The sequence below is a fragment of the Streptococcus parasanguinis genome, from assembly GCF_031582885.1.
Lineage (GTDB): Bacteria > Bacillota > Bacilli > Lactobacillales > Streptococcaceae > Streptococcus > Streptococcus parasanguinis_M.
In genome coordinates, this window is sequence record NZ_CP133988.1 from 1,983,446 (window position 1) to 2,008,090 (window position 24,645).

24 protein-coding genes and 1 other annotated feature are annotated in these 24,645 nt (G+C 42.5%); of the genes, 5 read left to right on the forward strand and 19 right to left on the reverse strand.

Translation table 11 applies throughout. The annotated features are described in order from the left end of the window. Nucleotides 1–67 precede the first annotated feature (67 nt). The 3 genes from RDV49_RS09575 (at nt 68) to RDV49_RS09585 (ending at nt 3,410) form a co-directional block, all read left to right on the forward strand. The gene (locus tag RDV49_RS09575) at nt 68–2,326 is read left to right on the forward strand and encodes an ATP-dependent Clp protease ATP-binding subunit (RefSeq protein ID WP_037607789.1); all 2,259 of its coding nucleotides are present in this window, start codon (nt 68–70) and stop codon (nt 2,324–2,326) included. A gap of 264 nt (nt 2,327–2,590) precedes the next feature. After that, nucleotides 2,591–3,040 (forward strand): NUDIX hydrolase, encoded by a 450-nt coding sequence (locus RDV49_RS09580; protein WP_003005981.1) that lies wholly within the window; start codon nt 2,591–2,593, stop codon nt 3,038–3,040. Nucleotides 3,041–3,107: 67 nt separating this feature from the next. Continuing rightward, nucleotides 3,108–3,410 carry a DUF1827 family protein gene (locus RDV49_RS09585; protein ID WP_003005978.1) on the forward strand — a complete coding sequence of 101 codons (303 nt, stop codon included), beginning with the start codon at nt 3,108–3,110 and terminating at the stop codon, nt 3,408–3,410. A 101-nt stretch (nt 3,411–3,511) separates the two neighbouring features. Here RDV49_RS09585 and ileS read toward each other — a convergent pair whose 3' ends face one another. The 13 genes from ileS to typA form a co-directional block, all read right to left on the reverse strand. Next, a complete protein-coding gene (gene ileS / locus RDV49_RS09590) occupies nt 3,512–6,304 on the reverse strand; it encodes an isoleucine--tRNA ligase (protein ID WP_003005974.1) in 2,793 nt (930 codons plus the stop codon). A gap of 253 nt (nt 6,305–6,557) precedes the next feature. After that, nucleotides 6,558–7,385 (reverse strand): DivIVA domain-containing protein, encoded by an 828-nt coding sequence (locus tag RDV49_RS09595; RefSeq protein WP_003005971.1) that lies wholly within the window; start codon nt 7,383–7,385, stop codon nt 6,558–6,560. A 9-nt stretch (nt 7,386–7,394) separates the two neighbouring features. After that, nucleotides 7,395–8,186 (reverse strand): YlmH family RNA-binding protein, encoded by a 792-nt coding sequence (locus tag RDV49_RS09600; RefSeq protein WP_003005968.1) that lies wholly within the window; start codon nt 8,184–8,186, stop codon nt 7,395–7,397. 6 nt (nt 8,187–8,192) lie between these two features. After that, nucleotides 8,193–8,456: a YggT family protein gene (locus RDV49_RS09605; protein WP_003005966.1), complete on the reverse strand. Its 264-nt coding sequence runs from the start codon at nt 8,454–8,456 to the stop codon at nt 8,193–8,195. A 1-nt stretch (nt 8,457) separates the two neighbouring features. After that, a complete protein-coding gene (locus RDV49_RS09610; RefSeq protein ID WP_003005962.1) occupies nt 8,458–9,087 on the reverse strand; it encodes a cell division protein SepF in 630 nt (209 codons plus the stop codon). Nucleotides 9,088–9,096: 9 nt separating this feature from the next. Further along, nucleotides 9,097–9,765, reverse strand: coding sequence for a YggS family pyridoxal phosphate-dependent enzyme (locus RDV49_RS09615; RefSeq protein ID WP_003005959.1), 669 nt, complete (start codon nt 9,763–9,765; stop codon nt 9,097–9,099). A 2-nt stretch (nt 9,766–9,767) separates the two neighbouring features. Continuing rightward, entirely contained in the window at nt 9,768–11,033 is a 1,266-nt protein-coding gene (gene ftsZ / locus RDV49_RS09620) for a cell division protein FtsZ (protein WP_003005955.1), read from the reverse strand. Nucleotides 11,034–11,048: 15 nt separating this feature from the next. After that, the gene (gene ftsA / locus RDV49_RS09625) at nt 11,049–12,437 is read right to left on the reverse strand and encodes a cell division protein FtsA (RefSeq protein ID WP_003005953.1); all 1,389 of its coding nucleotides are present in this window, start codon (nt 12,435–12,437) and stop codon (nt 11,049–11,051) included. A gap of 142 nt (nt 12,438–12,579) precedes the next feature. Beyond that, entirely contained in the window at nt 12,580–13,803 is a 1,224-nt protein-coding gene (locus RDV49_RS09630; RefSeq protein WP_003005950.1) for a cell division protein FtsQ/DivIB, read from the reverse strand. Beyond that, nucleotides 13,787–14,869 carry a UDP-N-acetylglucosamine--N-acetylmuramyl-(pentapeptide) pyrophosphoryl-undecaprenol N-acetylglucosamine transferase gene (locus RDV49_RS09635; protein ID WP_310744354.1) on the reverse strand — a complete coding sequence of 361 codons (1,083 nt, stop codon included), beginning with the start codon at nt 14,867–14,869 and terminating at the stop codon, nt 13,787–13,789. Before RDV49_RS09635 ends, RDV49_RS09630 begins: the two co-directional genes overlap by 17 nt. Nucleotide 14,870: 1 nt before the next feature. After that, complete coding sequence (gene murD, locus RDV49_RS09640) at nt 14,871–16,220, reverse strand: UDP-N-acetylmuramoyl-L-alanine--D-glutamate ligase (RefSeq protein WP_003005944.1); 1,350 nt, start codon at nt 16,218–16,220, stop codon at nt 14,871–14,873. A gap of 90 nt (nt 16,221–16,310) precedes the next feature. Next, nucleotides 16,311–16,559: a DUF3165 family protein gene (locus tag RDV49_RS09645; RefSeq protein ID WP_004219693.1), complete on the reverse strand. Its 249-nt coding sequence runs from the start codon at nt 16,557–16,559 to the stop codon at nt 16,311–16,313. A 23-nt stretch (nt 16,560–16,582) separates the two neighbouring features. Then, complete coding sequence (gene typA / locus RDV49_RS09650; RefSeq protein WP_003005937.1) at nt 16,583–18,430, reverse strand: translational GTPase TypA; 1,848 nt, start codon at nt 18,428–18,430, stop codon at nt 16,583–16,585. 178 nt (nt 18,431–18,608) lie between these two features. Between typA and RDV49_RS09655 the strand changes: the two genes are divergently transcribed. Then, nucleotides 18,609–19,334, forward strand: a complete 726-nt coding sequence (locus RDV49_RS09655; protein ID WP_037607786.1) for a 16S rRNA pseudouridine(516) synthase — start codon at nt 18,609–18,611, stop codon at nt 19,332–19,334. A gap of 43 nt (nt 19,335–19,377) precedes the next feature. On the opposite strand, the gene RDV49_RS09660 is transcribed toward RDV49_RS09655, so the two are convergent. Continuing rightward, a complete protein-coding gene (locus RDV49_RS09660) occupies nt 19,378–19,761 on the reverse strand; it encodes a rhodanese-like domain-containing protein (RefSeq protein WP_003005932.1) in 384 nt (127 codons plus the stop codon). Continuing rightward, complete coding sequence (locus RDV49_RS09665) at nt 19,761–19,979, reverse strand: YqgQ family protein (protein ID WP_003017930.1); 219 nt, start codon at nt 19,977–19,979, stop codon at nt 19,761–19,763. Before RDV49_RS09665 ends, RDV49_RS09660 begins: the two co-directional genes overlap by 1 nt. A gap of 87 nt (nt 19,980–20,066) precedes the next feature. On the opposite strand from RDV49_RS09665, the gene RDV49_RS09670 reads away from it, so the two are divergent. Beyond that, nucleotides 20,067–20,726: a prepilin peptidase gene (locus RDV49_RS09670; protein ID WP_003005926.1), complete on the forward strand. Its 660-nt coding sequence runs from the start codon at nt 20,067–20,069 to the stop codon at nt 20,724–20,726. Nucleotides 20,727–20,733: 7 nt separating this feature from the next. Here RDV49_RS09670 and trpB read toward each other — a convergent pair whose 3' ends face one another. From trpB to RDV49_RS09690, 4 genes are all read right to left on the reverse strand, one after another. Beyond that, the gene (gene trpB, locus RDV49_RS09675) at nt 20,734–21,921 is read right to left on the reverse strand and encodes a tryptophan synthase subunit beta (RefSeq protein ID WP_003005924.1); all 1,188 of its coding nucleotides are present in this window, start codon (nt 21,919–21,921) and stop codon (nt 20,734–20,736) included. 121 nt (nt 21,922–22,042) lie between these two features. Next, nucleotides 22,043–22,283 (reverse strand) — a binding site (T-box leader). Nucleotides 22,284–22,345: 62 nt separating this feature from the next. Beyond that, nucleotides 22,346–22,873, reverse strand: coding sequence for a VanZ family protein (locus RDV49_RS09680; RefSeq protein ID WP_003005921.1), 528 nt, complete (start codon nt 22,871–22,873; stop codon nt 22,346–22,348). Then, nucleotides 22,860–23,948, reverse strand: a complete 1,089-nt coding sequence (gene rlmN / locus RDV49_RS09685) for a dual-specificity RNA methyltransferase RlmN (protein ID WP_003005918.1) — start codon at nt 23,946–23,948, stop codon at nt 22,860–22,862. Before rlmN ends, RDV49_RS09680 begins: the two co-directional genes overlap by 14 nt. A 6-nt stretch (nt 23,949–23,954) precedes the next feature. Continuing rightward, nucleotides 23,955–24,530, reverse strand: a complete 576-nt coding sequence (locus RDV49_RS09690) for a YutD family protein (RefSeq protein WP_003005915.1) — start codon at nt 24,528–24,530, stop codon at nt 23,955–23,957. Nucleotides 24,531–24,645: the final 115 nt, after the last annotated feature.

Here is a 24,645-nt window from a genome sequence, read left to right on the forward strand (position 1 = left end):
TTGACCTTTTAAAAATAGGCTTGTCTCTTGATGGAAAACCATTAAAAACCTACTGTGAGGTATGTATATGCTTTGTCAAAATTGTAAAATAAATGAATCAACCATCCATTTATATACAAATGTAAATGGACGTCAGCAGCAAGTAGACCTCTGTCAAAATTGCTATAAAATTATGAAAACAGACCCAAATAACAGCTTCTTGAAAGGCATGACCCAACGGAGCCAACTCACTGGAGATCCTTTTGAAGATTTCTTCAATAACCTTGGAAACTTCCAAAGTCCGCAAGAACCTCAAACCCCTCCAACTCAATCCGGAGGCAGTTATGGAGGTGGCGGCTACGGCCAAAACAATAACCGTGGTGGTGGTCAAGACCCTCGTCAAGCACGCCCTCAAAAGCCAAAAGGACTGTTAGAAGAGTTCGGCATCAATGTCACAGAAATTGCCCGCAAAGGGGATATTGACCCTGTCATTGGCCGTGACGAGGAGATTATCCGTGTCATCGAAATCCTCAACCGTCGAACCAAGAACAACCCGGTTCTGATTGGAGAGCCTGGGGTCGGAAAAACTGCCGTAGTGGAAGGCCTGGCTCAAAAAATCGTCGATGGCGACGTTCCACATAAATTGCAAGGAAAAGAAGTCATCCGCCTAGACGTCGTCAGCCTCGTTCAGGGCACAGGCATCCGTGGTCAATTCGAAGAACGCATGCAAAAATTAATGGATGAAATTCGTCAACGCGAAGATGTTATTCTGTTTATCGACGAAATCCATGAAATCGTTGGCGCAGGATCAGCTGGTGAGGGCAATATGGACGCTGGAAATATCCTCAAACCAGCCTTAGCGCGAGGAGAACTCCAATTAGTTGGGGCTACTACCCTCAATGAATACCGTATCATTGAAAAAGATGCGGCCTTGGAACGTCGGATGCAGCCCGTTAAGGTCGATGAACCAACGGTTGAAGAAACCATCACCATCCTCAAGGGCATCCAGAAAAAATACGAAGACTACCACCACGTCCACTATACAGACGGGGCCATCGAAGCGGCAGCTATTCTTTCAAACCGCTATATCCAAGATCGCTTCCTGCCAGACAAGGCCATTGATTTGTTGGATGAAGCGGGGTCTAAGATGAACCTGACCCTAAACTTTGTGGATCCAAAAGTGATCGACCAACGCTTGATTGAAGCGGAAAACCTCAAAGCCCAAGCAACACGTGAAGAAGACTTTGAAAAAGCAGCCTACTTCCGTGACCAAATCGCGAAATACAAGGAAATGCAAGGTCAACATGTCACCGATCAAGAGACCCCTGTCATCAGCGAAAAAACGATTGAACACATCGTTGAACAAAAGACCAATATTCCTGTTGGTGATTTGAAAGAAAAAGAACAGTCTCAATTGATCAATCTGGCTTCTGATTTGAAAGCTCATGTGATTGGTCAAGACGATGCAGTAGATAAAATCGCGAAAGCCATTCGACGCAATCGTGTCGGCCTAGGATCTCCTAACCGTCCGATCGGAAGCTTCCTCTTTGTCGGACCAACCGGTGTCGGAAAGACCGAATTGTCTAAACAATTGGCGATCGAGCTCTTTGGCTCTGCAGACAATATGATCCGCTTTGACATGAGCGAATACATGGAAAAACATAGCGTAGCGAAACTAGTCGGAGCTCCTCCAGGCTATGTTGGCTACGATGAAGCTGGACAACTAACGGAAAAGGTCCGTCGCAATCCTTACTCCCTCGTGTTATTGGATGAAGTGGAAAAAGCCCATCCAGATGTCATGCACATGTTCTTGCAAGTCTTAGATGATGGCCGTTTGACAGATGGTCAAGGCCGTACCGTTAGCTTCAAAGATACCATTATCATCATGACCTCTAATGCTGGAACTGGCAAAGCTGAGGCCAATGTTGGTTTTGGAGCTGCTCGCGAAGGTCGAACCAACTCTGTACTTGGAGAACTCGGGAACTTCTTTAGCCCTGAATTCATGAACCGTTTTGATGGCATCATTGAATTCCAACCTCTATCAAAAGAAAACCTTCTCCAAATCGTTACCCTCATGCTCGATGAAGTCAATCAACGTCTCGCACAAAATGAGATTCATCTGGATGTGACAGAGAAGATCAAAGAAAAATTGGTCGATCTGGGATACGATCCAAAAATGGGGGCCCGCCCACTCCGTCGTACCATCCAAGACCATATCGAAGATGCCATTACCGATTATTACCTGGAACATCCAAGTGAGAAACAACTCAAAGCAGTCATGACCAGCAATGGGAATATTAGCATCAAAGCAGTTCACAAGACGGCTGAAAAGAAGTCAGAAGCATAATCAGTAAATGTACATTCAGAGAGTGGGACAGAAATCGGTAATTCGTTAGAATTCGATTTCGTCGTCCCACCTCCGCACAGTTGAGTAGGGCTGTAAAAGCTGATGAAATCAGCGTAGTAGAGCCCACTCAACCACTGCGTCTTGCTCGACAATCCAAAAATAATTGAGAGGCTAGGACTTTTGTCCCAGTCTCTTTCTTTTTTCCCTCCAGATTTTTGCTAAAAAATATGATATAATGATGAAAAAATAAGAAAAGAGAAAACCATGACCATTCCAAGTTTTGGTGAAAAAAAACAAGATGTGACCTACGTCAATCGCTATGGTGTCTACGCTGTTATTCCCAATAAGGACAAGGATCAGATCATCCTCGTTCAAGCTCCAAATGGGGCTTGGTTCTTACCTGGCGGGGAAATTGAGGCGGGTGAAGATCACTTGCAAGCTCTGAAACGGGAACTGATCGAAGAATTAGGCTTTACCGCTATTTTAGGGCAATACTATGGCCAAGCAGATGAGTATTTCTATTCCAGTCATCGCGACACCTACTACTACAATCCTGCCTATATTTATGAAGTGGTAGACTATACAGAGGCTCAAAAACCACTGGAAGATTTTAACAATCTTGCTTGGTTTCCTGTAGATGAAGCTATTGAAAAACTCAAACGTGGCAGTCATAAATGGGGCATTGAACAGTGGAAAAATACCCACAAAAAATAAAGGAATTCTTTCACAAAAAATAAAAAAGTGCTATAATAAATGAAGATAGAGGTTAGGAGGAACTCATATGAAGCTCATTAATACCACAAATAGTCATGCTGCACTGGTCAAAAGCCAACTTGCCAGCACTGACGCCTTGCTTGTCGAGGTTTATTCCGCGGGCAATACTGATGTCGTTTTTACACAGGCCCCAACACACTATGAATTATTGATCAGTAACAAACACCGAGCTATTCGTGAAACTGAAGTAGAAAAAATTCGTGAGTTCTTTTTAAAAAGTAAGATTGATCTTCAAATCATTGACCAATCCGCTATTAAAACCCTCTACTCCGATAAACTAATTGAAATTTCCTTTCCAATTACAAAGTAAGGCCAATTTGCCTTACTTTTTTCTTTCCTTAATGCATGAATCTCTACACTATTCTAGCCATTAAAAAAGAAGTTCCTTTATGGAACTTCTTTTAATGGCTTTTATTTTGCTTCAAATCCTTCTGCGACTGCGTCCGCAAAGTTCTCTTCGACAATGCTTGCACAGTGATCACAGATGGTTGCGTGGTAGTGGCGTTCTGCAGTTGTTGGATCGATGCGACGGCAACGGTCACAAACTTCACCAGCGGCACGTTCAACCGTGAAGGCTACATCTTCAAAGGTCACTGCACCTTCTGGAGCTGGGCCTTCTGCGATAGTCAACTCAGAAACAATCAAGAGTTGGGCAACATTGCTATCAACAGCTCCAAGAAGTGTTTTCACAACTTCATTTGGATAAACTGTCAAATGAGCTTCGAGTGATTTACCGATCACTTTTTCATTCCGCGCTTCTTCCAAGGCTTTTTGCGCTTGACCACGGAAGTCCATGAAGGCTGACCATGTATCCAAGATTTCTTCTTGGTTGGCAAACGTTTCTGCTTCTGGTAATTCTGACAATTGAACAAAATCTTCGGCTTCAAACTCAAGATATGACCAGATTTCTTCAGCAGTGTGAGGAAGGATTGGTGTCAAGAGTTTGGTGATTTTCACAAGGATGTCATAGAAGACCGTTTGCATTTGACGGCGTTCGAGGGATTTAGCTCCTTCGATGTAAACAACATCCTTGGCAAAATCCAGGTAGAAGGCTGACAAGTCAACGTTGATAAAGTTAACAAGCGCCTTGTAGATCGTCAAGAACTCAAAGTTTTCATAAGCATCACGAATGGTCTTGACAAGCTGGTTAAAGCGAATGGTCATGTACTTGTCCACTGAACGAAGCTCGTCATAAGCAACTGCATCCTCAGCTGGATTAAAGTCAGAAGTGTTGGCAATCAAGAAACGAAGAGTATTCCGGATCTTACGGTAAGTCTCAGACACTTGGCTCAAGATATCCATTGAGATACGCACGTCATTGCTTGAATCTACACTAGTTACCCAGAGACGCAAGATTTCGGCACCAAATTGCTTTTCAACATCGCTTGGAGCAATGGTATTTCCAAGAGACTTAGACATCTTCTCACCTTTCCCATCCAAAGCAAAACCTTGAGACAAGATTTGTTTGTATGGTGCGACACCATGGTTCGCCACAGATGTGATAAGAGATGAGTTGAACCAACCACGGTACTGGTCTGAACCTTCAAGGTAAAGATCAGCTGGGTATTTGAGTTCTGGACGATTCACTACAACCCCATTCCATGATGAACCTGAGTCAAACCAGACGTCCATGATATCTGTTTCTTTTGTAAATTCGCCATTTGGTGAACCTGGATGCGTAAATCCTTCTGGCAAGAGTTCTTTCGCTTCACGCTGCCACCAGATGATAGAACCATGCTCTTCAAAGAGTTGAGCCACATGTTCGATGGTTTCAGCTGTCATGATCGGCGTTCCATCTTCTGCATAGAAGATTGGAAGTGGAACTCCCCATGCACGTTGACGAGAGATCACCCAGTCACCACGGTCACGAATCATGTTGTAAAGACGGACTTTCCCCCATTCTGAGTGGAATTTTACTTTTTCAATTTCATCCAATATTTCTTGGCGGAATTTTGATACAGAAGCAAACCATTGTGGCACGGCACGCCAGATGATTGGTTTTTTCGTACGCCAGTCAAATGGGTAGGAATGAGAGATTTCTTCTTGAGCAAGAAGCAAATCGCCAAGTTTCTCAATAACAGTTGGTACAACCTTGTCGTAGAACTGACCTGCAAAATCAGGACCAGCATTCTCCATCATAATACCGCGTTCGTTAACCGTAACGGCTACTTCGAGACCATTTGCAATCCCTACATTGTAGTCATCCTCACCAAAACCAGGAGCCGTATGGACGATACCGGTACCTGAATCAAGGGTTACATGCTCACCAAGGATCACCAATTCATCAACTTCCGTATCCCATGGGTGCTCTGTGATAATATTGTTCAATTCTTTCCCTTGGTAAGTCGCAAGGACTTCAACATTTTCCCAACCGAATTTTTCAGAAAGGCTTGACAAAAGCTCAGATGCTACGACATATTTACGATCAGATCCAGCAGGTTTCACTACGACATAATCAAACTCTGCACCAACCGTCAAACCGCGAGAAGCTGTAACAGTAAATGGAGTTGTTGTCCAGACAACGATGTAAGTATCTGTATCTAGAATACCTTGGCCATCTTTAACTTTGTTAGCATAGTAAAGAGAAGTTGATACCAAATCATGGTATTCAATCTCTGCTTCAGCAAGGGCTGATTCAGAAGACCAAGACCAGTAAACTGGTTTAGCTCCACGATAGATATAGCCTTTATTGGCCATTTCACCGAAGACACGAATTTGTGCTGCTTCATAGTCAGGCGTCAAGGTGACATAAGGATGATCCCAATCACCCGAAACACCTAAGCGTTTAAAGTCTTCGCGTTGTTTATCTACTTGAGAAAGAGCGTATTCACGGCAGAGTTTTAGGTACTCAACCAAGTCCATTTCTTTACGTTTCACACCTTGTTTAGCCAAGACTTGCTCAATTGGCAAACCATGGGTATCCCAACCTGGAATATAAGGGGCGTAAAAACCTGACATAGACTTAGAACGAACAATGATATCTTTTGAAATCTTGTTCATGGCATGTCCTACGTGGATATTTCCGTTGGCATAGGGAGGGCCATCATGAAGGGTAAAATGCGGTTTTCCTTCATTCAACTCTTGACGGCGTTGATACAATTTTGCATCTTCCCATTCTTTTTGCCAAACTGGTTCTTTCGTTGGAAGCCCAGCCCGCATTGGAAAAGCTGTTTTCCCAAGATTCAATGTTTCTTTGAGTTTCATTGTGTCTCCTTATTGATTTAAAAGCTATAAAAAAAACACGAGCATCCTAAAAAGGACGATTGCTCGTGGTACCACCTTTGTTCGAGAAGTCGCAAACGACCTTCTCCTCTCATCCCGTAACGAGGGAAACGTCCGTTCTTACTCAAGGGTTCAGAACGAATACTGTAAAAGGATCATCCATTAAGAGGGAGTGCAGATCTTCCACCATCATCTGCTCGCTAGACCTATCATTAATGGACCTGTTTTTACAAAATTATAAAATATTGACAGATTCACGATTTGCATCATCTTCTGGTTGAACAGTTTCTTCAACCGCAACGACTTCCTCATTTTCATGACGAGCGTGTTCTGCTTCTTCTAAAGCGGATTGAACTTTTTCATTCAAACCTTCAAACGCTTGTGTTGCACCTAATTCTAAATTAGCAGCTTCGATGCGTTTTTGTAATTCTTCGATTTCAGCTGGAGAGAATTGACGAGTCAAATCAATGTTATCATCTTCTGCATGATGATGGTGAACAGATTCACCCAAAGCTTTCTCCACAATTTCACGGAAAGCTTCATCACTTGTTTGAATGTACATAGCTGTTGGACGAAGAATTTCATCCCATTCAGGTGTATCGATAATGCTCAATTGGCTTTCGATGGTTGATTTCAAACGTTGATGGAAGACGCGTGTCTTGTTCTTCAATTCCTCTGTTTCAACGGCAACCTTCTTGGCATTATCCGTTGCATGACGAAGGATTTCATTTGCTTTTTGTTTTGCTTCATCTACTAAGTGTTGTGCATCTTGTTCAGCTTGACGAACAATATTTTCAGAACGTTCGTTAGCTGCTTGTTTCACACGTTCAGCAGTATCTTGTGCAATCAAAACAGATTGACTCAATGAATCTTTCATTTCATCAAAATAGTTTAAGCGTTCTTCAAGAGCTTGAATTTTTGCTTCTTGATCATGATTTAAACGAACAAGATCTTCATAATCGCGAACAACGATATCTAGAAATTCTTCTACTTCGTTCGCATCATACCCTCTAAATTTAACGCCAAAAGTTTTATCTTTAATTTCTAAAGCAGTAAGAGCCATAACTCCTCCTCATTTTTTACTTAAGAGTACTTCAACAGTTACTTTATATTTTCCACTCTTTGAAATACCATTTTCAGAAACAATTTTAAGACGCCCAAAGCGTCGAACACTGACTAAATCATTCAGACCTACAGCATAGCTAACATTGGAAGTCGTCGCATAGTTAACTTTCACTAGACCAGAACTAATCAACTGACTAGCTTGTGAGCGCGAAAGCTTGAAGGTCCCAGCAATCACCTTGTCTAACCGATAACTCGACACGAGAATATCTCGCTGCTGGCTTTCTTCCTCTACGATCATTTGTTCAGAGAGAGGAACTTCCCTCAGCTTAACAGGTACCCGAGAAATTTTCTGGATGTGATCCATGAAATAGGCAACAAAGCGCTGTTCAACAAACACTTGGATCTTTCCTTCACTCGTCAGAATATCTCCAAAGGACTTGCGCTCCACACCTAATTGGTGAACAATGGTCCCCAGTACCTGGGAATGGGTCAAGTGATGAAATTTTGAAGCATAGACCATTTCCAATAAGGCCAGATCAAAGTCACTTGGATCCAATTGGTAATAATCCGGAGCAACAATAACCTTGGCATACTCCATTTTCTGCTCATCACTGGAAGCAAAGACCTGTAATTGGTAGCTTGCCGCGACATTTCGTAAAATAGTGACCTGATGAGGGTTTAAAAAACCTGTCACCTCAACAGAATAGCGTTCCACCACTCTTTCAGACAATTCAATACAACGATCAATGAATTCGTGATCTTCGCGATTGAAATGTTGGTAAATCTCTGTCTGTCCCATCGTATTCTATCCAATCAAAAATAGGAACAAGCGGGCTAATAACTGATTCATCAAGTTCAAGACCAAAAGTGCTACTAGAACTGTAAAATCCAAGCCCCCAAACTGCAATGGTAACTTTCTAAAAAGGCTCAAAAATGGTTCAACTAGGCGGTGAACCATTTGTCCAAGAGTACTCTGAGGTGCCCCAGGGAACCAAGATAGTAAGGCATAGATGACAAGAATGATGGAATAGATTTGAATGATATTTGATAAGTATTGAAAGATAACCATCTTAACGATTACGTTTCATATCATAGTCAAATTCTGTCACTTCCACATCATTTGGAAGGCGGATATCTTCAATGTTAACGACTACATTAATTGGAGTCAACAAGTACATGGTACTTGCAACACGACGAAGATTTCCTGCTAAAACATAACGAGCCCCATCCAAATAATCTAAACAACGACGTGCTTGTACTTCAGTCATATATTGGAAGTCAATCAAGATACTCTCATTAGATAGTAATAGATCAACAATTTCAGTCGCTTCCTCGTATTTGCGGGGATAGCGTACATCAATGGTAATCTTTTCATCTGTATTCGCACGATTAGCAGCCAATTCACGTTGACGTTCATGCAAGCGAGTAATATTTTCAGATGTATTTTTCGTTGTTGAAACAGGTTCCTTCACTGCCGCTGTAGACACTGGAGTCGTAACAGGTGCGACAGGAGTCGGTTTTGGTTTTACTGGTTCTCTTTGACTAATCTGTGGACGTGGAGAAGTCACTTGAGGAGTCGGCTGTGGCTGTGGAACTGGTTGTGTTTCCGCCCCAGCTGCTTTTGCCTCGCGAACTTCTACTTCTTCACCGTCTTCTGTGAAGTAGTCAATAAAGTTGTTAAATTTATCTTTTAATGACATAGTTCTTTCCTATTTAAAAAATGATGTCCCAATTCTTACATAAGTCGCTCCGTTCGCAATGGCTACTTCAAAGTCACGACTCATACCCATACTTAGTTCTGAAAAAGGCATATTTTTTAATTGTTTCTTTTCTAGTTGTTTCTGAAGTTGGTGAGTTTTTGAAAAAATATCCTGCAACTCTTCTTGACTAGCCTCAAAAGGAGCCATCGTCATTAAACCAACAATTTCAATTTTGTCCAGCTGTGCGATTTCCGCTAAAACATCATCCAGTTCATCGGGTGCAAATCCATGCTTACTTTCTTCACCAGAAATGTTCACTTGGAGGAAACACTTGATTGGGTGTTCTGCTCGCTTTTGAATTTCTTGAGCCAGCTTCACCGAATCCAAGGCATGAAAGTAATCGACGAGATTGATCACGTCTTTTACTTTCCGCCGTTGGAGGCTCCCAATCAAGTGCCAAGTGAGGTCATACCCGTTTAGAGCTTGATACTTTTCTAGAAATTTATCGACACGATTTTCACCGATATGTTGGATACCTGTTTTTACCAGTGCTTCTGTTGTAGCAACATCCACATACTTGGTGACAGCTATCACATTAACTTGATCTTGACGGTTAGCTTTGTTTCTTGCTGTTTCTACTTGTTGCCGAACAAGATCAGCATTCTCTACCAGATTCATGATTAACGATTCCGGAAGAATGGTGGTGTTTCTAATTCATCATCATCTGAAGATGAATCTACGTAACGATCAACTTGATGTGTTGATGTTGGTTCAGTTTGGCGAACGATATTCTCACGACGAATATCCCAATCACCAAAGGCTGAGCCACGGTTTGGTTCTACCGCTGGACGACTTGGAGTTGTTGGCAATTCAACATCTTGTTTCAAATCAAATTCACGGTCAAATGGTGCAGCTTGTGGGCGTTGTTCACGTGGTCCTGTTTTATAAGGACGTTGTGAGGAAGCAATTCCGCTAACACGTTCTACCTTGTCTTGACGGACACCAGTTGCAACAACCGTCACGCGGATCTCATCTTTAAGAGATTCATCAATAGATGTACCCAACCAGATGTTTACTCCGTGACCTGCAGCTTGGTTCACAATTTCTGAAGCTTCTTCAGCTTCGATCAATGTCATATCCAAACCACCTGTTACGTTGACGATCACGTCTTCTGCACCATCAATTGTAGTTTCAAGAAGTGGAGAGTAAATAGCTTTACGAGCCGCTTCGATAACGCGTTCTTCACCGCTACCAACACCAATACCCATGAGGGCATTCCCTTTGTTTTCCATAACAGTCTTCACGTCGGCAAAGTCAAGGTTGATCAATCCAGGACTTGTGATCAAGTCGGTGATCCCTTGAACACCTTGACGAAGAACGTTATCTGCTTCACTCAAAGCTTCAAGAAGCGGTGTCTTCTTGTCTACAATTTCAAGCAAGTTGTTATTAGAAATAATCAACAATGTATCTACATGTTCGCGAAGTTCGTTGATCCCTTCAATAGCGAAGTTGCCACGTTTTGAACCTTCAAACCCGAATGGACGAGTTACAACTGCTACTGTCAAAGCACCTACAGCTTTGGCAATACGAGCGATGACTGGTGCAGCACCTGTACCAGATCCTCCACCCATCCCTGCAGTGATGAAGACCATGTCTGCACCTTGCAAAGCTTCTGTTAACACTTCTTCGCTTTCTTCAGCTGCCTTACGACCAACTTCAGGTTGACCTCCAGCACCCAATCCACGAGTCAATTTTGGACCCAATTGGATAACTGTTTCAGCTTTTGCACTTGAAAGTGCTTGAACATCTGTATTAGCTGCGATGAATTCTACACCGGCAACGCCTTCGTCAATCATACGATTGATGGCGTTACCGCCACCGCCACCGACACCGATTACTTTAATTACTGCACCTTGTGCCGCTGCTGTGTCAAATGAAAATGTCATAAATACTTACACTCCTTAATCAAACATATTACCGATCAAATTTTTCATTCGGTCTGTGAATGTAGTTTTTGGTTCTTGTTTGCTATCATTGCTTGCTGCTGGAATTTCTTGAGCATCTACTGGAGATTCAATCTTCTCAGCATTGTATGCAGGTACTACCGGTTGTGCTGGAGCAGCAGGTTGTGGTTGTACTTGTGGTTGCACTGGACGATCAAATTGAATCGGTTGTTGACGCAAGACTTCGTCTCCATGAACCGCAGCTTGAGCAATAATATCCACATCTGTCAAATTGCCTGCATATTCAGACAAGCTAATCACATGGGCAAAAGCTGGATTGCGAATTCCAATTTGATTTGGAACAAACAATTTCACATTTACACCAAAGACTTCTTGAGCCAATTCTTCAACACCAGGAAGGATCGCACCTCCACCGATAATCACAATACCACCAGGAAGATCCAACAAATGTCTTCTCTCAAGGTCTTGTTTGATTTGCTCAAAGATGTGTTTGATACGTGCTGAAATGATTTCAGCTAAGTACTTCTCAGTCACTTCAACTGGCTCTACTTCACCGATGACTTCTACATGGAAGACTTCGTTTCCAGCAGATGGTACATAGGCTTCACCATAGTTGAACTTCAAGCCTTCCGCCAATTTTTGAGAAGTTTTCAATACTTTAGAAATATCTTTGGTAACATAATCGCCACCTTCTTGATAGATATTTGTAAATTGAAGTTCTTGGCTACGAACAGATGCCACCGTTGTTTGGCCACCACCCATATCGATCACTGTAGCTCCGAATTCACGTTCGCCTTCATTCAAGACTGTTTTGATCATCGCAAGCGGTGAAATGATGATGTTTTCAACTTGTAAGCCTGCACGTTCAACGGTTTTACGCAAATTGTGCAAGATTGTACGAGGTCCTGTATAAAGAAGGCCACGCATTTCAAGTCGGATCCCCATCATTCCGCGTGGATCGCGGATTCCTTGGAAACCATCAACTGTGAATTCCTCAGGAATGAAGGTGATTACTTCACGATCCGGTGTCATACTTTTTGTGAGTGCAGATTTGACAACATTTTCAACATCTGCATCTGTGATTTCTTTTGAATCACTTGTGACTGGAATCATTCCTTGAGTTGCTTCGATTTGTAGTAAATTTGCAGGCAACCCAACATTGACTAGATTGATTGAAATCCCTGCTTTTTCTTCAGCTTGGCTGATTGCATTTTTAATTGCATTTGAAGCAGCTTCGATATCTACTATAATTCCATCTTTGACGCCAGCACTTTTTGCATTGCTGACTCCAATTACATTCATTTCTCCATTGACATGTTCTGCCACCAATACTTTTATTGAACTAGTACCGATATCTAAACCTGTAAAAAAGCCGTCTCTAGCCATTACACCAGTCCTCTCTCTTTATTTGTTTTCACTTTACATCTATTTATAGCCCTTTTAGTTGGAACTATCCAAACTTCATTATATCACAAAGAAGCCTAAAATGGACATTTTTTCTTCAATTATTTGAGATAATTTATGGGCTTTACTCATTCCCAGAAGAATTCTCCCCTTCTGGATTCTGTTCTTGATTCTGTTCTTGGCTTGCTTCCTCAGAATGTTCATTCTGATTTTCTGTACTTTCAGCCTTTTCTTTCTCAGCTTGCTCTTTGGCATCTGCGATGGATTGTTCACTATAACTGAAGACTCCAGCCTCCATATCGATAGTCGAATCATCGTCTAATTTCTTACTGATCGCCTTATAGTAAGGAAGCTTGCGGGTAATTTGGGAAACAGGCACCAAGATTTTATTATCGTTTTTCATGGTGATGGTCACCAGATCCTTGGTGACCTTGCTCGGTGTCAGATCAACCGAAACAATTTTATCCGTAATGGAAGAAGAAATAGACTTCATTTCTTGGACAAATTGTCTAACTAATTCTCGATCTGAGAATTTTAAACTAATATAGGAGGACGGCAATTCCGAAGCTGGAGTTACTGTCTCAACGACTTCTCCATTTTCCAATACTGGATAGTGGTCTTCTCCGGTCACATAATAGGCAACCACTTTGTGTTCCACGATATTGACTTTAAAGGTCACCGGGAATTGATAATGCATGTGAACCTCTTTGATCCATGGACTAGCCGTTTTCATATTTTGTTCATAGACCGATTTATGAAGGAAAGTCGTCAGAGTATAATCTTCTTCTTTGATGCGACTTTTTTCATACAAGAGTTGCTGGTCAACCGCCTTGTTCCCTGAAAATTCAATCACTTTCTGTGTGGACAAGGGACTTAAAAAATAGATGGAGAGAAGGGCGACAAGCGAGCTGATTCCGATAACCGGAAGGGCACGATAGATATGGCGTTTTGCCACTGTCGGTTCCTTCTTTGGCTTTTTCGTCTTTAAGCCTTTAAAGAATGAAGGCTTTTTCTCTTGTTTCTCTGAAGGATCTAGCTCCTCTTTAGCCGGATCAACTTCTTCTCCTTCTGAACTTTCTCCATCCGCATCTGGATCCTCTTCGGCCTCAGATTCATCTTCCTCTTCAGACTCTTCTATTTCTTCAGATTCTTCCTCTGAGACGGAAGCTGTCTCTTTTTCTGAAAGGTCTTCGTCTTCTTTTGCTTCTTCGCTTTCAGTTTCCTCTGTTTCAGCTTCTTCCGCTTTTTCAAGCGCTTTTTTTTCTAAATATTCTTTGTTTCTTTTTTGCCAGGCTGACAATTCTGTAATTTTGTCATCCGTTGGCGTTTTTTTATTGTCGTCCGTCATCTTTTCCCTTACTGATATCTTTTTGAAGCAGGCCATAAAAATCGTCTAGTGAAAGGAGTTCTGTCGATTTTTCCATTGCTTGGTGGTAGACTTGGCTTTGCTTCAACATTTCTTGAATGGTTTCATTAAAGGTTTCGAGGGTCAATTGATCTTCCTGCAATTGCTCTGCATAACCTTTATCCACAAAATATTGGGCATTTTCAATCTGATCGCCACGGCTAGCTTCTTTTCCTAGCGGTACGATCAGGTGGAGTTTGTTCATGGCCAAGAGTTCAAACAAGGTATTGGCCCCACCTCTAGTCACCACTAAATCAGCCTTCTGGAGCATTGGCAAATACTGATCGGTTACATAATCCACTCGATACAAACCACCCTCAGCCTGATTCAATGTTGAATCGCCCGTCAAATTGATGATATTGTAGTGCTGCAAGAGCTCTGCTTGATGCTCTGTCACAAATTCATTAAAGACACGCGCACCAGCAGATCCTCCGACAAAGAGAAGGATCGGCAAATCTTTTCGGAAACCTTTTGTTTTTTCGTCTAATTCTTCAGAAGTTGTCGGAATATGATCTGTAACCTTGGTTACCGCACCGATATGCGCACTCTTTGTTAAACCATGAGCTTGCTCAAAAGTCGTGTACATCTTGGTAGCGAATTTATAAGCAATTTTATTGGCCAATCCCATCGAGAGATCGGACTCATGGATATAGACAGGAACACGCGTGAGTCGGGCCGCAATCACTGGTGGCACAGAGACAAATCCCCCTTTTGAGAAGAGAACTTGTGGGCGCACACGGAGCAGGATCGCTATGGATTGGAGTGTTCCCCAAGCTACCTTGAAAACATCCATCATATTTTGGAAAGAGAAATAGCGACGCAATTTCCCCGTTGCAATCGAATGGAATCGTACCTCTAATCCAGACTTTTTGATCTCTTGGTATTCGATTCCTTTTTTGTCCCCAATATAATGAACTTCCCATCCATCTTCGATAAATTTTGGAATCAAGAGGAGATTAAGGGTCACATGTCCCACGGTTCCCCCACCAGTAAACATTATTTTTTTCATCTTATTTCAACCCTTTTACTGTAGCAAGGAATTCATCCCCACGCACTTCAAAATTCGGATACATATCCCAGCTGGCATTGGCAGGACTTAAGAGCACAACATCTCCAGGACTAGCTAAGTCGAAAGCTTTCTTTGCAGCATCTGCCACATCTGTCGCATCGACATATGAAACACCCGCTTTATCTGCTGCACGTTTCACTCGAGGAGCTGATTCCCCGAGAATCACCATTTCCTTTAGACCTGCAATGTGAGGTACCAATTCATCAAATTCATTGCCACGATCGAGCCCCCCTGCAATCAAGATAACCTTGCTGTTATCAAAACCAGAAAGAGCTTTTTGTGTCGCTAAAATATTGGTCGATTTACTGTCATTGTAGAATTTGACACCTTGAATCTCATCTACATATTGTAGACGGTGTTTAACGCCCCCAAAGGCTGACAAGGTTTCTTTAATGACCTCATTCTCTACTCCCCGGACTTTTGCAACAGCAATCGTTGCCAAGGCATTTTCTACATTGTGGCTTCCTGGAACACCCAGTTCATCGGCACGCATGACAGCTTCTCCCTTAAACTTGAGAAGTCCATCTTCCAAATAAGCACCGTCCACTTTTTCGATTGTAGAAAATGGAAGGACCCTTGCCTTGGTTTTTGTAGCCAGTTCCTTAGCCAGGTCTTGGTTGAAGTTTAATACAATGACATCTTTTTCTGTCATATTCTTTTGAAGATTCCATTTGGCAGCTACATAATTTTCAAAAGAACCATGGTAGTCGATATGGGTTGGCATGAGGTTGGTAATCACTGCAATCTCTGGATGGAAGGCTTCAATTCCCATCAATTGGAAAGAAGACAATTCCATGACCAAAACATCCTTTTCTGTTGCTGTTTGTGCAACTTGACTAGCTGGAAAACCGATATTCCCAGACAATAGACCACCTTGGCCGGCAGCCGTCAAGACTTCCCCGATCATGGTTGTCGTCGTCGTTTTTCCGTTTGATCCTGTAATCCCAATAATTGGCGCATCCGAAATCAGATAGGCCAATTCCACTTCAGTGAGGACTGGAATGCCTTTTTCAAGCGCTTTTTCAACCATTGGATTAGAATAAGGGATTCCTGGATTTTTGACCATGACTGCAAAGTCTTCATCCAACAATTCCAGAGGGTGACCTCCTGTCACAACTTTAATCCCTTCTTCCAGTAAACTTTGTGCTGCTGGATTTTCTTCAAAAGGTTTGCCATCATTGACGGTCACAATCGCTCCTAAGCGATCCAACAAACGGGCAGCTGACTCGCCTGACTTCGCCAAACCTAATACAAGAACCTTTTTATTTTCAAATTGTTTCACAAATTTCATGATTTCTTCGCTCCATTTTTATCACTCTCTATTTTACCTTTTTTTAGCAAAATTAAAAAGCCCAAAGGGCTTTAAAAATCACGTCAGCGTTTATTTTTTCTGTTTGGTCGTCATTTTGGAAATATCCACCAAAGCCAGGTAGCCAACAAAGGCGAGAAAGGCACCGACAAAAAACTCAGACGGTAGTTGGAATATCTGAAAAATGGCCAGACAAGTCAGTACGATAATGGAGACGATCAAGACCACCATTGTGACACTGTTTAAGGTACCACGAATACTTTTGGGGGTCATAAAAAGGTAAAAAAGGAGAATCAAAATCCCTAAGATAAAATAGACCATTTTGTTTCTCCTTTCTCTCCATATTATTCAGCAGCTGCTGATTTTTTCTTTTTATTTGCTTTTTCGCGTTCTGCTTTGTTCAAGATTTGTTTCCGCAAACGGATAGATTCCGGTGTTACTTCCATGTACTCATCGTCGTTCAAGAACTCAAGAGATTCTTCCAAGGTCAAGATACGAGGAGTCTTGATAACCGCTGTTTGGTCCTTAGTAGCGGAACGAACGTTGGTCATTTGTTTTGCTTTCGTAATGTTTACGGTCAAGTCGTTCTCACGAGAGTTTTCACCAATGATCATTCCTTCGTAAACTTCTGTACCTGGATTGACAAAGATCGTACCACGTTCTTCGATAGACATAATAGAGTAAGTGGTTGCTTTTCCGTTATCGATTGAAACAAGAGCACCACGGTGACGTCCACCGATTTCTCCTGGAATCACTGGCAAGTATTGATCAAAGGTGTGGTTCATGATTCCGTAACCACGTGTCATTGACAAGAACTCTGTTGAGTATCCAATCAACCCACGCGCTGGAACAAGGAAGACCAAACGAGTTTGACCGTTACCAGTTGAGATCATATCCAACATTTCACCCTTACGTTCAGAAAGGCTTTGGATAACAGATCCTTGGTATTCTTCTGGTGTGTCGATTTGCACGCGCTCAAATGGTTCACATTGGACACCATCAATTTCCTTGATAATAACTTCTGGACGAGATACTTGCAATTCGTATCCTTCACGACGCATGGTTTCGATCAAGATAGACAAGTGCAATTCCCCACGTCCTGAAACTGTCCATTTATCAGGTGAGTCAGTTGGGTCAACACGAAGAGAGACGTCTGTTTGCAATTCCGCTTGCAAGCGTTCTTCGACTTTACGTGAGGTTACCCATTTCCCTTCGCGACCAGCAAATGGTGAGTTGTTGACCAAGAAGGTCATTTGAAGCGTTGGCTCATCGATGTGAAGGATTGGAAGAGCTTCAACTGCGTCTGTCGGTGTGATGGTTTCTCCAACGAAGATATCTTCCATACCAGAGATAGCAATCAAGTCACCCGCTTTAGCCTCTTGAATTTCACGACGTTCTAAACCAAAGAAACCAAAGAGTTTGGTAACACGGAAGTTCTTAGTCGTTCCATCCAATTTAGAAAGGGTTACTTGGTCCCCAACTTTTACAGTACCACGGAAGACACGTCCGATACCGATACGTCCAACGAAGTCGTTGTAATCAAGCAGGGATACTTGGAATTGAAGAGGCTCATCTGAGTTATCAACTGGAGCTGGGATGTGATCAATGATGGTATCAAAGATCGGTGCCATTGTGTGCTCTTGATCAGCTGGATCATCTGAAAGTGAAGAGGTTCCGTTGATCGCTGATGCATAAACAACTGGGAATTCCAATTGGTCATCATCCGCACCTAATTCGATGAACAGTTCAAGAACTTCGTCTACAACTTCTTCTGGACGAGCAGATGGTTTATCGATTTTATTGACAACAACGATCGGAACAAGATCTTGTTCCAAGGCTTTTTTCAATACGAAACGCGTCTGAGGCATGGTTCCTTCGTAGGCATCTACGACCAGTACAACCCCATCGACCATTTTCATGATCCGTTCCACTTCTCCACCAAAGTCCGCGTGTCCTGGTGTGTCCATGATATTGATTCGAGTTCCGTTATAAGCAACGGCTGTATTTTTAGCAAGGATCGTGATCCCACGTTCTTTTTCAAGATCGTTTGAGTCCATTGCACGTTCTTGCAATTCTTTACGTTCATCCAAGGTGTGCGATTGTTTCAACAATTCGTCTACCAAGGTTGTTTTACCATGGTCAACGTGGGCAATGATCGCAACGTTACGAATATCTTCTCTTAATTTTGTCATGATTTCCTCTATAAAATTTTAAATAATATTTCTAACTGAACAATTATACCACAGTCCTATCTAAAAAACACAGTTCAGCTAGTTGTAAATGTTTTCATCCTCATTTCTTTTCTCCGACTCGATTTCCTTTTCTTTTCATGATACACTGATGATAAGAATTTCAGAAAAAGAGCCTTCCATGAGATTAGATCAATTGATGGCAAACCATCAGTACACTCGCAAAGACATCAAACAACTTCTGGCCCGAAGGCAAATCTTGGTCGATCACCTACCAGCTCAAAAGCTATCCCAAAACATCGACCCTGGACTCCAACAGATTCAAATCGGGGAACGAATCATTCAAGAACCGCGTCACCACTACTACATGCTCCATAAACCAATCGGGGCTGTGACCGCTAAAAGAGACGCCCACCATCCAACGGTGATCGATCTAGTGGACCCTCAGCAAGAGTACCCAGATCTCTATCCGCTTGGTCGCCTCGATCGCGATACCAGTGGTTTGCTCCTCCTCACAGATAATGGTCCCTTAGGCTTTCAACTGCTCCATCCTCAATACCATGTGGAGAAGGTCTATGAGGTAGAAGTCAATGGCCCGCTTTATGCAGCCCACATCGAGCAATTTCAGAATGGGATTTCATTCACGGACGGCCCTATCTGTAAGCCTGCCTCCTTGACCATTCTAGAAAGTACCCCCAGCTACAGCAAGGCCCAGGTCCGAATCTCAGAAGGAAAATACCACCAAGTGAAAAAGATGTTTTTGGCCATCGGAGTCAAAGTAATGACCTTAAAACGCTTGTCTTTTGGTCCCTTCACCTTGGATCCTCAGTTAGCACCTGGCGAAAGCCGGCCTTTGAATGAGGTAGAGCTCACATGGGTCAAAGATTTCCTTGAAAAAACAAGATAAAAAAGCTCTAACCACACATTTGCTGCAGTTAGAGCTCTTTTTATTAAGCGTCTTTTTTCACTTTCCCATTCCAAGAATCAAGACCATAAGACAAGACATAAATGTCTGTATAACCTTTTTTCTTGAGAAAGAGAGCCGCATTGGTTACTCGAGAACTACGGCTATTCTCATAGAGCAAAATTGGTTTGTCTTTGCGCAAGGCTGCAAGACTCAATTTCAACTGAGTAGAAGGAATGTTGCGTGCTCCTAAAATATGCTTGGCATGAAACTCAGCTGGCTCTCGCAAGTCAATCAACTGCCCTTGACGAATCAGCTCTTCAAAAGTAGCATTATCCACAAATTTAGCAGCTTTACGGATGCGGAAATAATTAAACGCCATCCATCCAAATGCTCCTAAAATAGCCAACCAAACAATGATATTTCCCATCACTCTACCTCACTCTTTTTCAAAAATTCTAATTCTTGCTTGTGTTCTCTTCTTAAAACGGTATCGGCTTCTAAATAATCGAGCCGCTCCATCAGGCCTGCATCATAAAGACGTTGAAGCTCAATTTTCATCAATTCGATGTCATAGAGGCGCTTCCCTACGTAAATGATGATTCCAAAACGTTTTAAAAATTGTTGAACATCATACAGGTTTTTCATGTTCATTATTGTATCAAATTTAGAAAGGCTTTACAAGATTTTCAAGCAAATGATGAAATTTTCCGCTTGCTTTACGAATAAATAAGTATGATCAACTTTTATTTTTTTACCATCGGTACTTGTATCGCCTCTTTTTTGGGACTAGTTGTCGACCGTTTCCCAAACCAATTCATTCTCGCTCCTCGCAGTCATTGTGATCACTGCCAGCACATCCTTGGAGTTTGGGACCTCATCCCCATTATCTCGCAACTACTGCATCGCTTTCGCTGTCGCTATTGTCATCAGCCCTACCCATTTTGGTACTGCCTTTTTGAGGTCTGGAGTGGCCTGCTCTTTTTAGCCTGCGCCAATGGTTACCTTTCCCTGCCTCAACTTCTAACACTACTGGGAGCTGCCGTTTTAGCCATCTATGACCTTCGCTTTATGGAATACCCCTTGGTCATCTGGTGCTGTCTCCATGCCCTAGTCCTCTTTTTATCCGGTAGTAATCTCCTCATGCTGGTCTTTTTACTCCTTGCAATCGGAGCTCACTTTTTCTTTATCGGAATGGGAGCAGGAGATTTTCTCTTACTAGCTACCTTTTCGCTAAGCTTTTCTTCTACCCAGATCCTCATTCTCATTCAGATCGCATCCATCTTAGGCATTCTCTTCTTTGCTCTCAAAAAAGAAAGAGACCGGATTCCCTTTGTTCCCTGTCTCTTTCTCAGTTATCACGCTTTACTGCTTTATACGATGTTTTGCAGATAAGTTCTTCTTATTTTGCAGCCTTCGCTTCTAGATAATCGGCGATGGCAGCCACATCCTTGTCCCCACGTCCGGAAACATTGATGATGATGATCTTGTCTTTATCCAATTGTGGAGCACGTTTGACTGCTTCTGCAATCGCGTGTGAGCTTTCAATAGCTGGGAGGATCCCTTCTGTCTTACTGAGAAGAAGAAGAGCTTCTACTGCTTCATCATCTGTCGCTGCTACATATTCGACACGACCAGAATCTTTAAAGAAAGCATGCTCTGGACCAACCCCTGGGTAGTCCAAACCAGCAGAGATCGAGTACACTGGCGCTACTTTTCCATCTTCGCCAAAGACTGCATAGGTCTTCATACCATCAACCACTCCGATAGTCCCTTTGGTCATGGTCGCTGCGTGTTGATCGGTGTCCAAGCCATGTCCAGCTGCTTCTACCCCAACCAAGCCGACTTCCTCTTCTGCAACATACTCAGAAAAGGCACCGATGGCATTAGAGCCACCACCGACACAGGCAATCACATAATCCGGCAAACGGCCTTCTTTTTCCAAGATTTGACGTTTAGATTCTTCACTAATCACTTTTTGGAATTCATGCACAATGGTTGGGTAAGGGTGAGGGCCAACAGCAGAACCCAAAACGTAAAAGGCATCCAGATCCGCCATCCATGCTCCAAAGGCAGCATCAACGGCGTCTTTCAAGGTCTTAGTCCCGGTTTCAACCGCATGGACGGTTGCCCCCATCATTTCCATGCGGAAGACATTGAGACGTTGACGTTCAACGTCTTCTGCTCCCATGTAAACATCACAGGCCATACCGAACTTAGCTGCCGCAGCTGCTGTAGCTACACCGTGTTGACCAGCCCCTGTTTCAGCAATCACGCGCGTTTTGCCCATGCGTTTGGCCAAGAGGATTTGCCCCAAAACGTTATTCAATTTATGCGAACCTAGGTGATTCAAGTCTTCGCGCTTCAAATAAATTTTTGCCCCACCTAAATGTTCTGTCAAACTTTCCGCAAAGTAGAGCGGTGTTTCCCGACCAGAATAATCTTTCAAATAATGTTTGTATTCTGCAATAAATTCTGGATCATTTTTATACTGTTCAAAGGTTTCCTCTAATTGATTGAGCAAGTTTTGAATCGGTTCTGGTACGAAAGATCCACCAAATTGTCCGAAATAGCCTTTTGTTTCTGTCATGATTGTGTCCTCTTTTCCATATCTTTAATCCTGTTTATGATCTTTTTCTCTCGCAGGCCCTTTGAGCTGCAGTCTCACTGGGTTCCTTTGAGATACAAAAAACCTCACACAGAAAAATCTGTGTGAGGACGATTCGATACCGCGGTGCCACCTCAATTGTAGGAAGATATTCTTTCTCCTACATCTCTGACCTGTCTAACAACAGGGTGCACGATAAGGTGTGCTCACCGAATTTTTATTGTTTCAAATTCATTATCATAAACGCATCAGCCCATTTCAAGATTCACCACTGCTTGTTCGCAATCACCACAAGCTCCCTGGAAGTGAGAAAAATCTCTACTTTTCTGATGTCTTGAAGTTATTATAGCTCCCGCTTCTGACTTTGTCAACAAAAATTTTAAAAAGCGGCTGAAATGTTCGGATTTTACATTTTCCCATTTTTTGCTAGCAACCGTGCTCTGAAATACTGAAAGCCTAAATAAGCCAGATAAGCTCCTAAGGTATTGGTCCACAAATCATCTAGCTCGAAGACACGATTGGCATCAAACAAGAGATCTAACAGAACTTGACTGCATTCAATCCACAAACTCATCGCAAAGCCGAAGCACAAGACCCGTTTGCGACTCCTTAACCAGGGCCATAGCCAGAGAAGTTGAAAGACCAGCGGGCTTAATAAAAAGATATTGGCTATGTTTTGGAGAATGACCTTAATGAGTTGGAGGGCACTGGTGATCTGACCAAGATTCATCACCGAATTAAAAGGAACCAGCAGGACGACGATGCGACCGAAATGTTGAATACCCGGTGTTTCCATACCTGGCTCTGGCTGTTGGGGCAAAAAACACATCAGACACAAGAGGATAAAATAGAAGAAGCTGCCACTCCGTAACAGCCTTCTTCCTCTTTTTGTTAGCTCTGTATGATCCATCAGCCCTCGTTTAAGGTTGCGCATGTTCAACAATCGCTTTCTCCCGATCCCGTTTCATGGTATTTGAACGCAATTGCCCACAGGCAGCATCAATATCTGTACCGTGCTCTTGACGCACTACACAGTTAACACCTTGTTTTTTCAAGGTATCATAGAAGGCCATAACCCGTTCTTTTGGACTCCGGCTGTATTGGTCATGCTCACTGACAGGATTGTAAGGAATCAAGTTAACATAAGACAATTTCTTGATATTCTTGAGCAATTCTGCCAACTCTAAGGCTTGCTCGACCCCATCATTGACTTCATTGAGCATGATGTACTCAAAGGTCACCCGACGGTTCGTAGTCTCAATATAGTATTCAATCGCCGCAAACAATTTTTCAATTGGAAAGGCCCGGTTGATCTTCATGATGCTAGAGCGCAAGTCATTGTTTGGAGCATGAAGAGACACTGCCAAATTGACCTGCACACCTTCATTTGCAAAGTCACGAATTTTATGAGCCAAACCAGAAGTTGACACGGTAATATGACGAGCACCAATCGCTAATCCCTTGTCATCATTGACTGTCCGGATAAATTTCAAGACATTGTTATAGTTGTCAAATGGTTCTCCGATCCCCATGACAACGATATGGCTGACCCGTTCATCTTGGCCACGTTCGTCAAAGTATTTTTGGACCAACATGATTTGAGACACGATTTCTCCATTGTTCAAATCGCGTTGTTTTTTAATCAAACCAGAAGCACAGAAGGTACAACCGATATTGCATCCTACCTGAGTTGTTACACAGACAGATAAACCATAGTGCTGACGCATCAAGACGGTTTCAATCAACATGCCGTCTGGCAATTCAAAAAGATACTTAACCGTTCCATCTGCTGACTCTTGCACGATGCGTTGCTTGAGTGGGTTGACAACAAACTGATCATTCAACTTCGCAATTAAGTCCTTAGAAAGGTTGGTCATTTCTTCGAAAGACTGGACACGTTTACGATAGAGCCATTCCCAGATTTGGGCTGCACGGAATTTCTTTTCGCCGTTTTCTTCCGCCCAATCAATCATATCTTGGCGTGTTAAACTATAAATGGATGGTTTCATTCTTTCTTACTCCTCTTTTTGACGAATCACAAAATGACGTTTGTTGTTCGTCTTCGTTGTTTTTTTAGTTTCAGCAGACGGTCTTGTTTTTTTCGAGTTATTCGTTGACTGTCCCTTGTCGCGTTCTCGTTTTTGGAAACGATCTTTTTGTTTGCGATTGCGCGAACGCTTCTTAGGCTCTCTTTCTTCTGATTGAGCTTTTTTGACCGGTGATTTCTTATCAAAGGAAGCACGATGGGGCTCCTTATTTTCAAGGACAAAATAAGCACAACCATAGCTACAATATTCTAACAAATAATCGTCTAAGCGACTTAATTTATCCATCGTTGCAACATCGCGCTCTTCCTTATAAAAGCCACGCAAGCGCAACTGCTCATTGCTCCAATCACCAACAATGTAATCAAACTTGGTTAAAATCTCAGAAAATCTCTGACCAAAAACAGTCGCATCAAATGCTTCTTTTTCATTTTTTAACAACTCAAAGGAGAGGTTTTCTGAAAGGATCTGGTCTCCTACCTGACGAAACACAGGTCCAGGAAATTTATTGTAATTATATAATTCAGGGTCAATCTCTTTTCGCATAGTGTTCCTTCATCAAAATCTATTTACTGTAACACTTTATTTTATCATAAATTTGATGACTTGCGTCAGATTTGACTAGAAAAGAGTTGAAATTCCTTTGAGAGCTTCCAAAAGG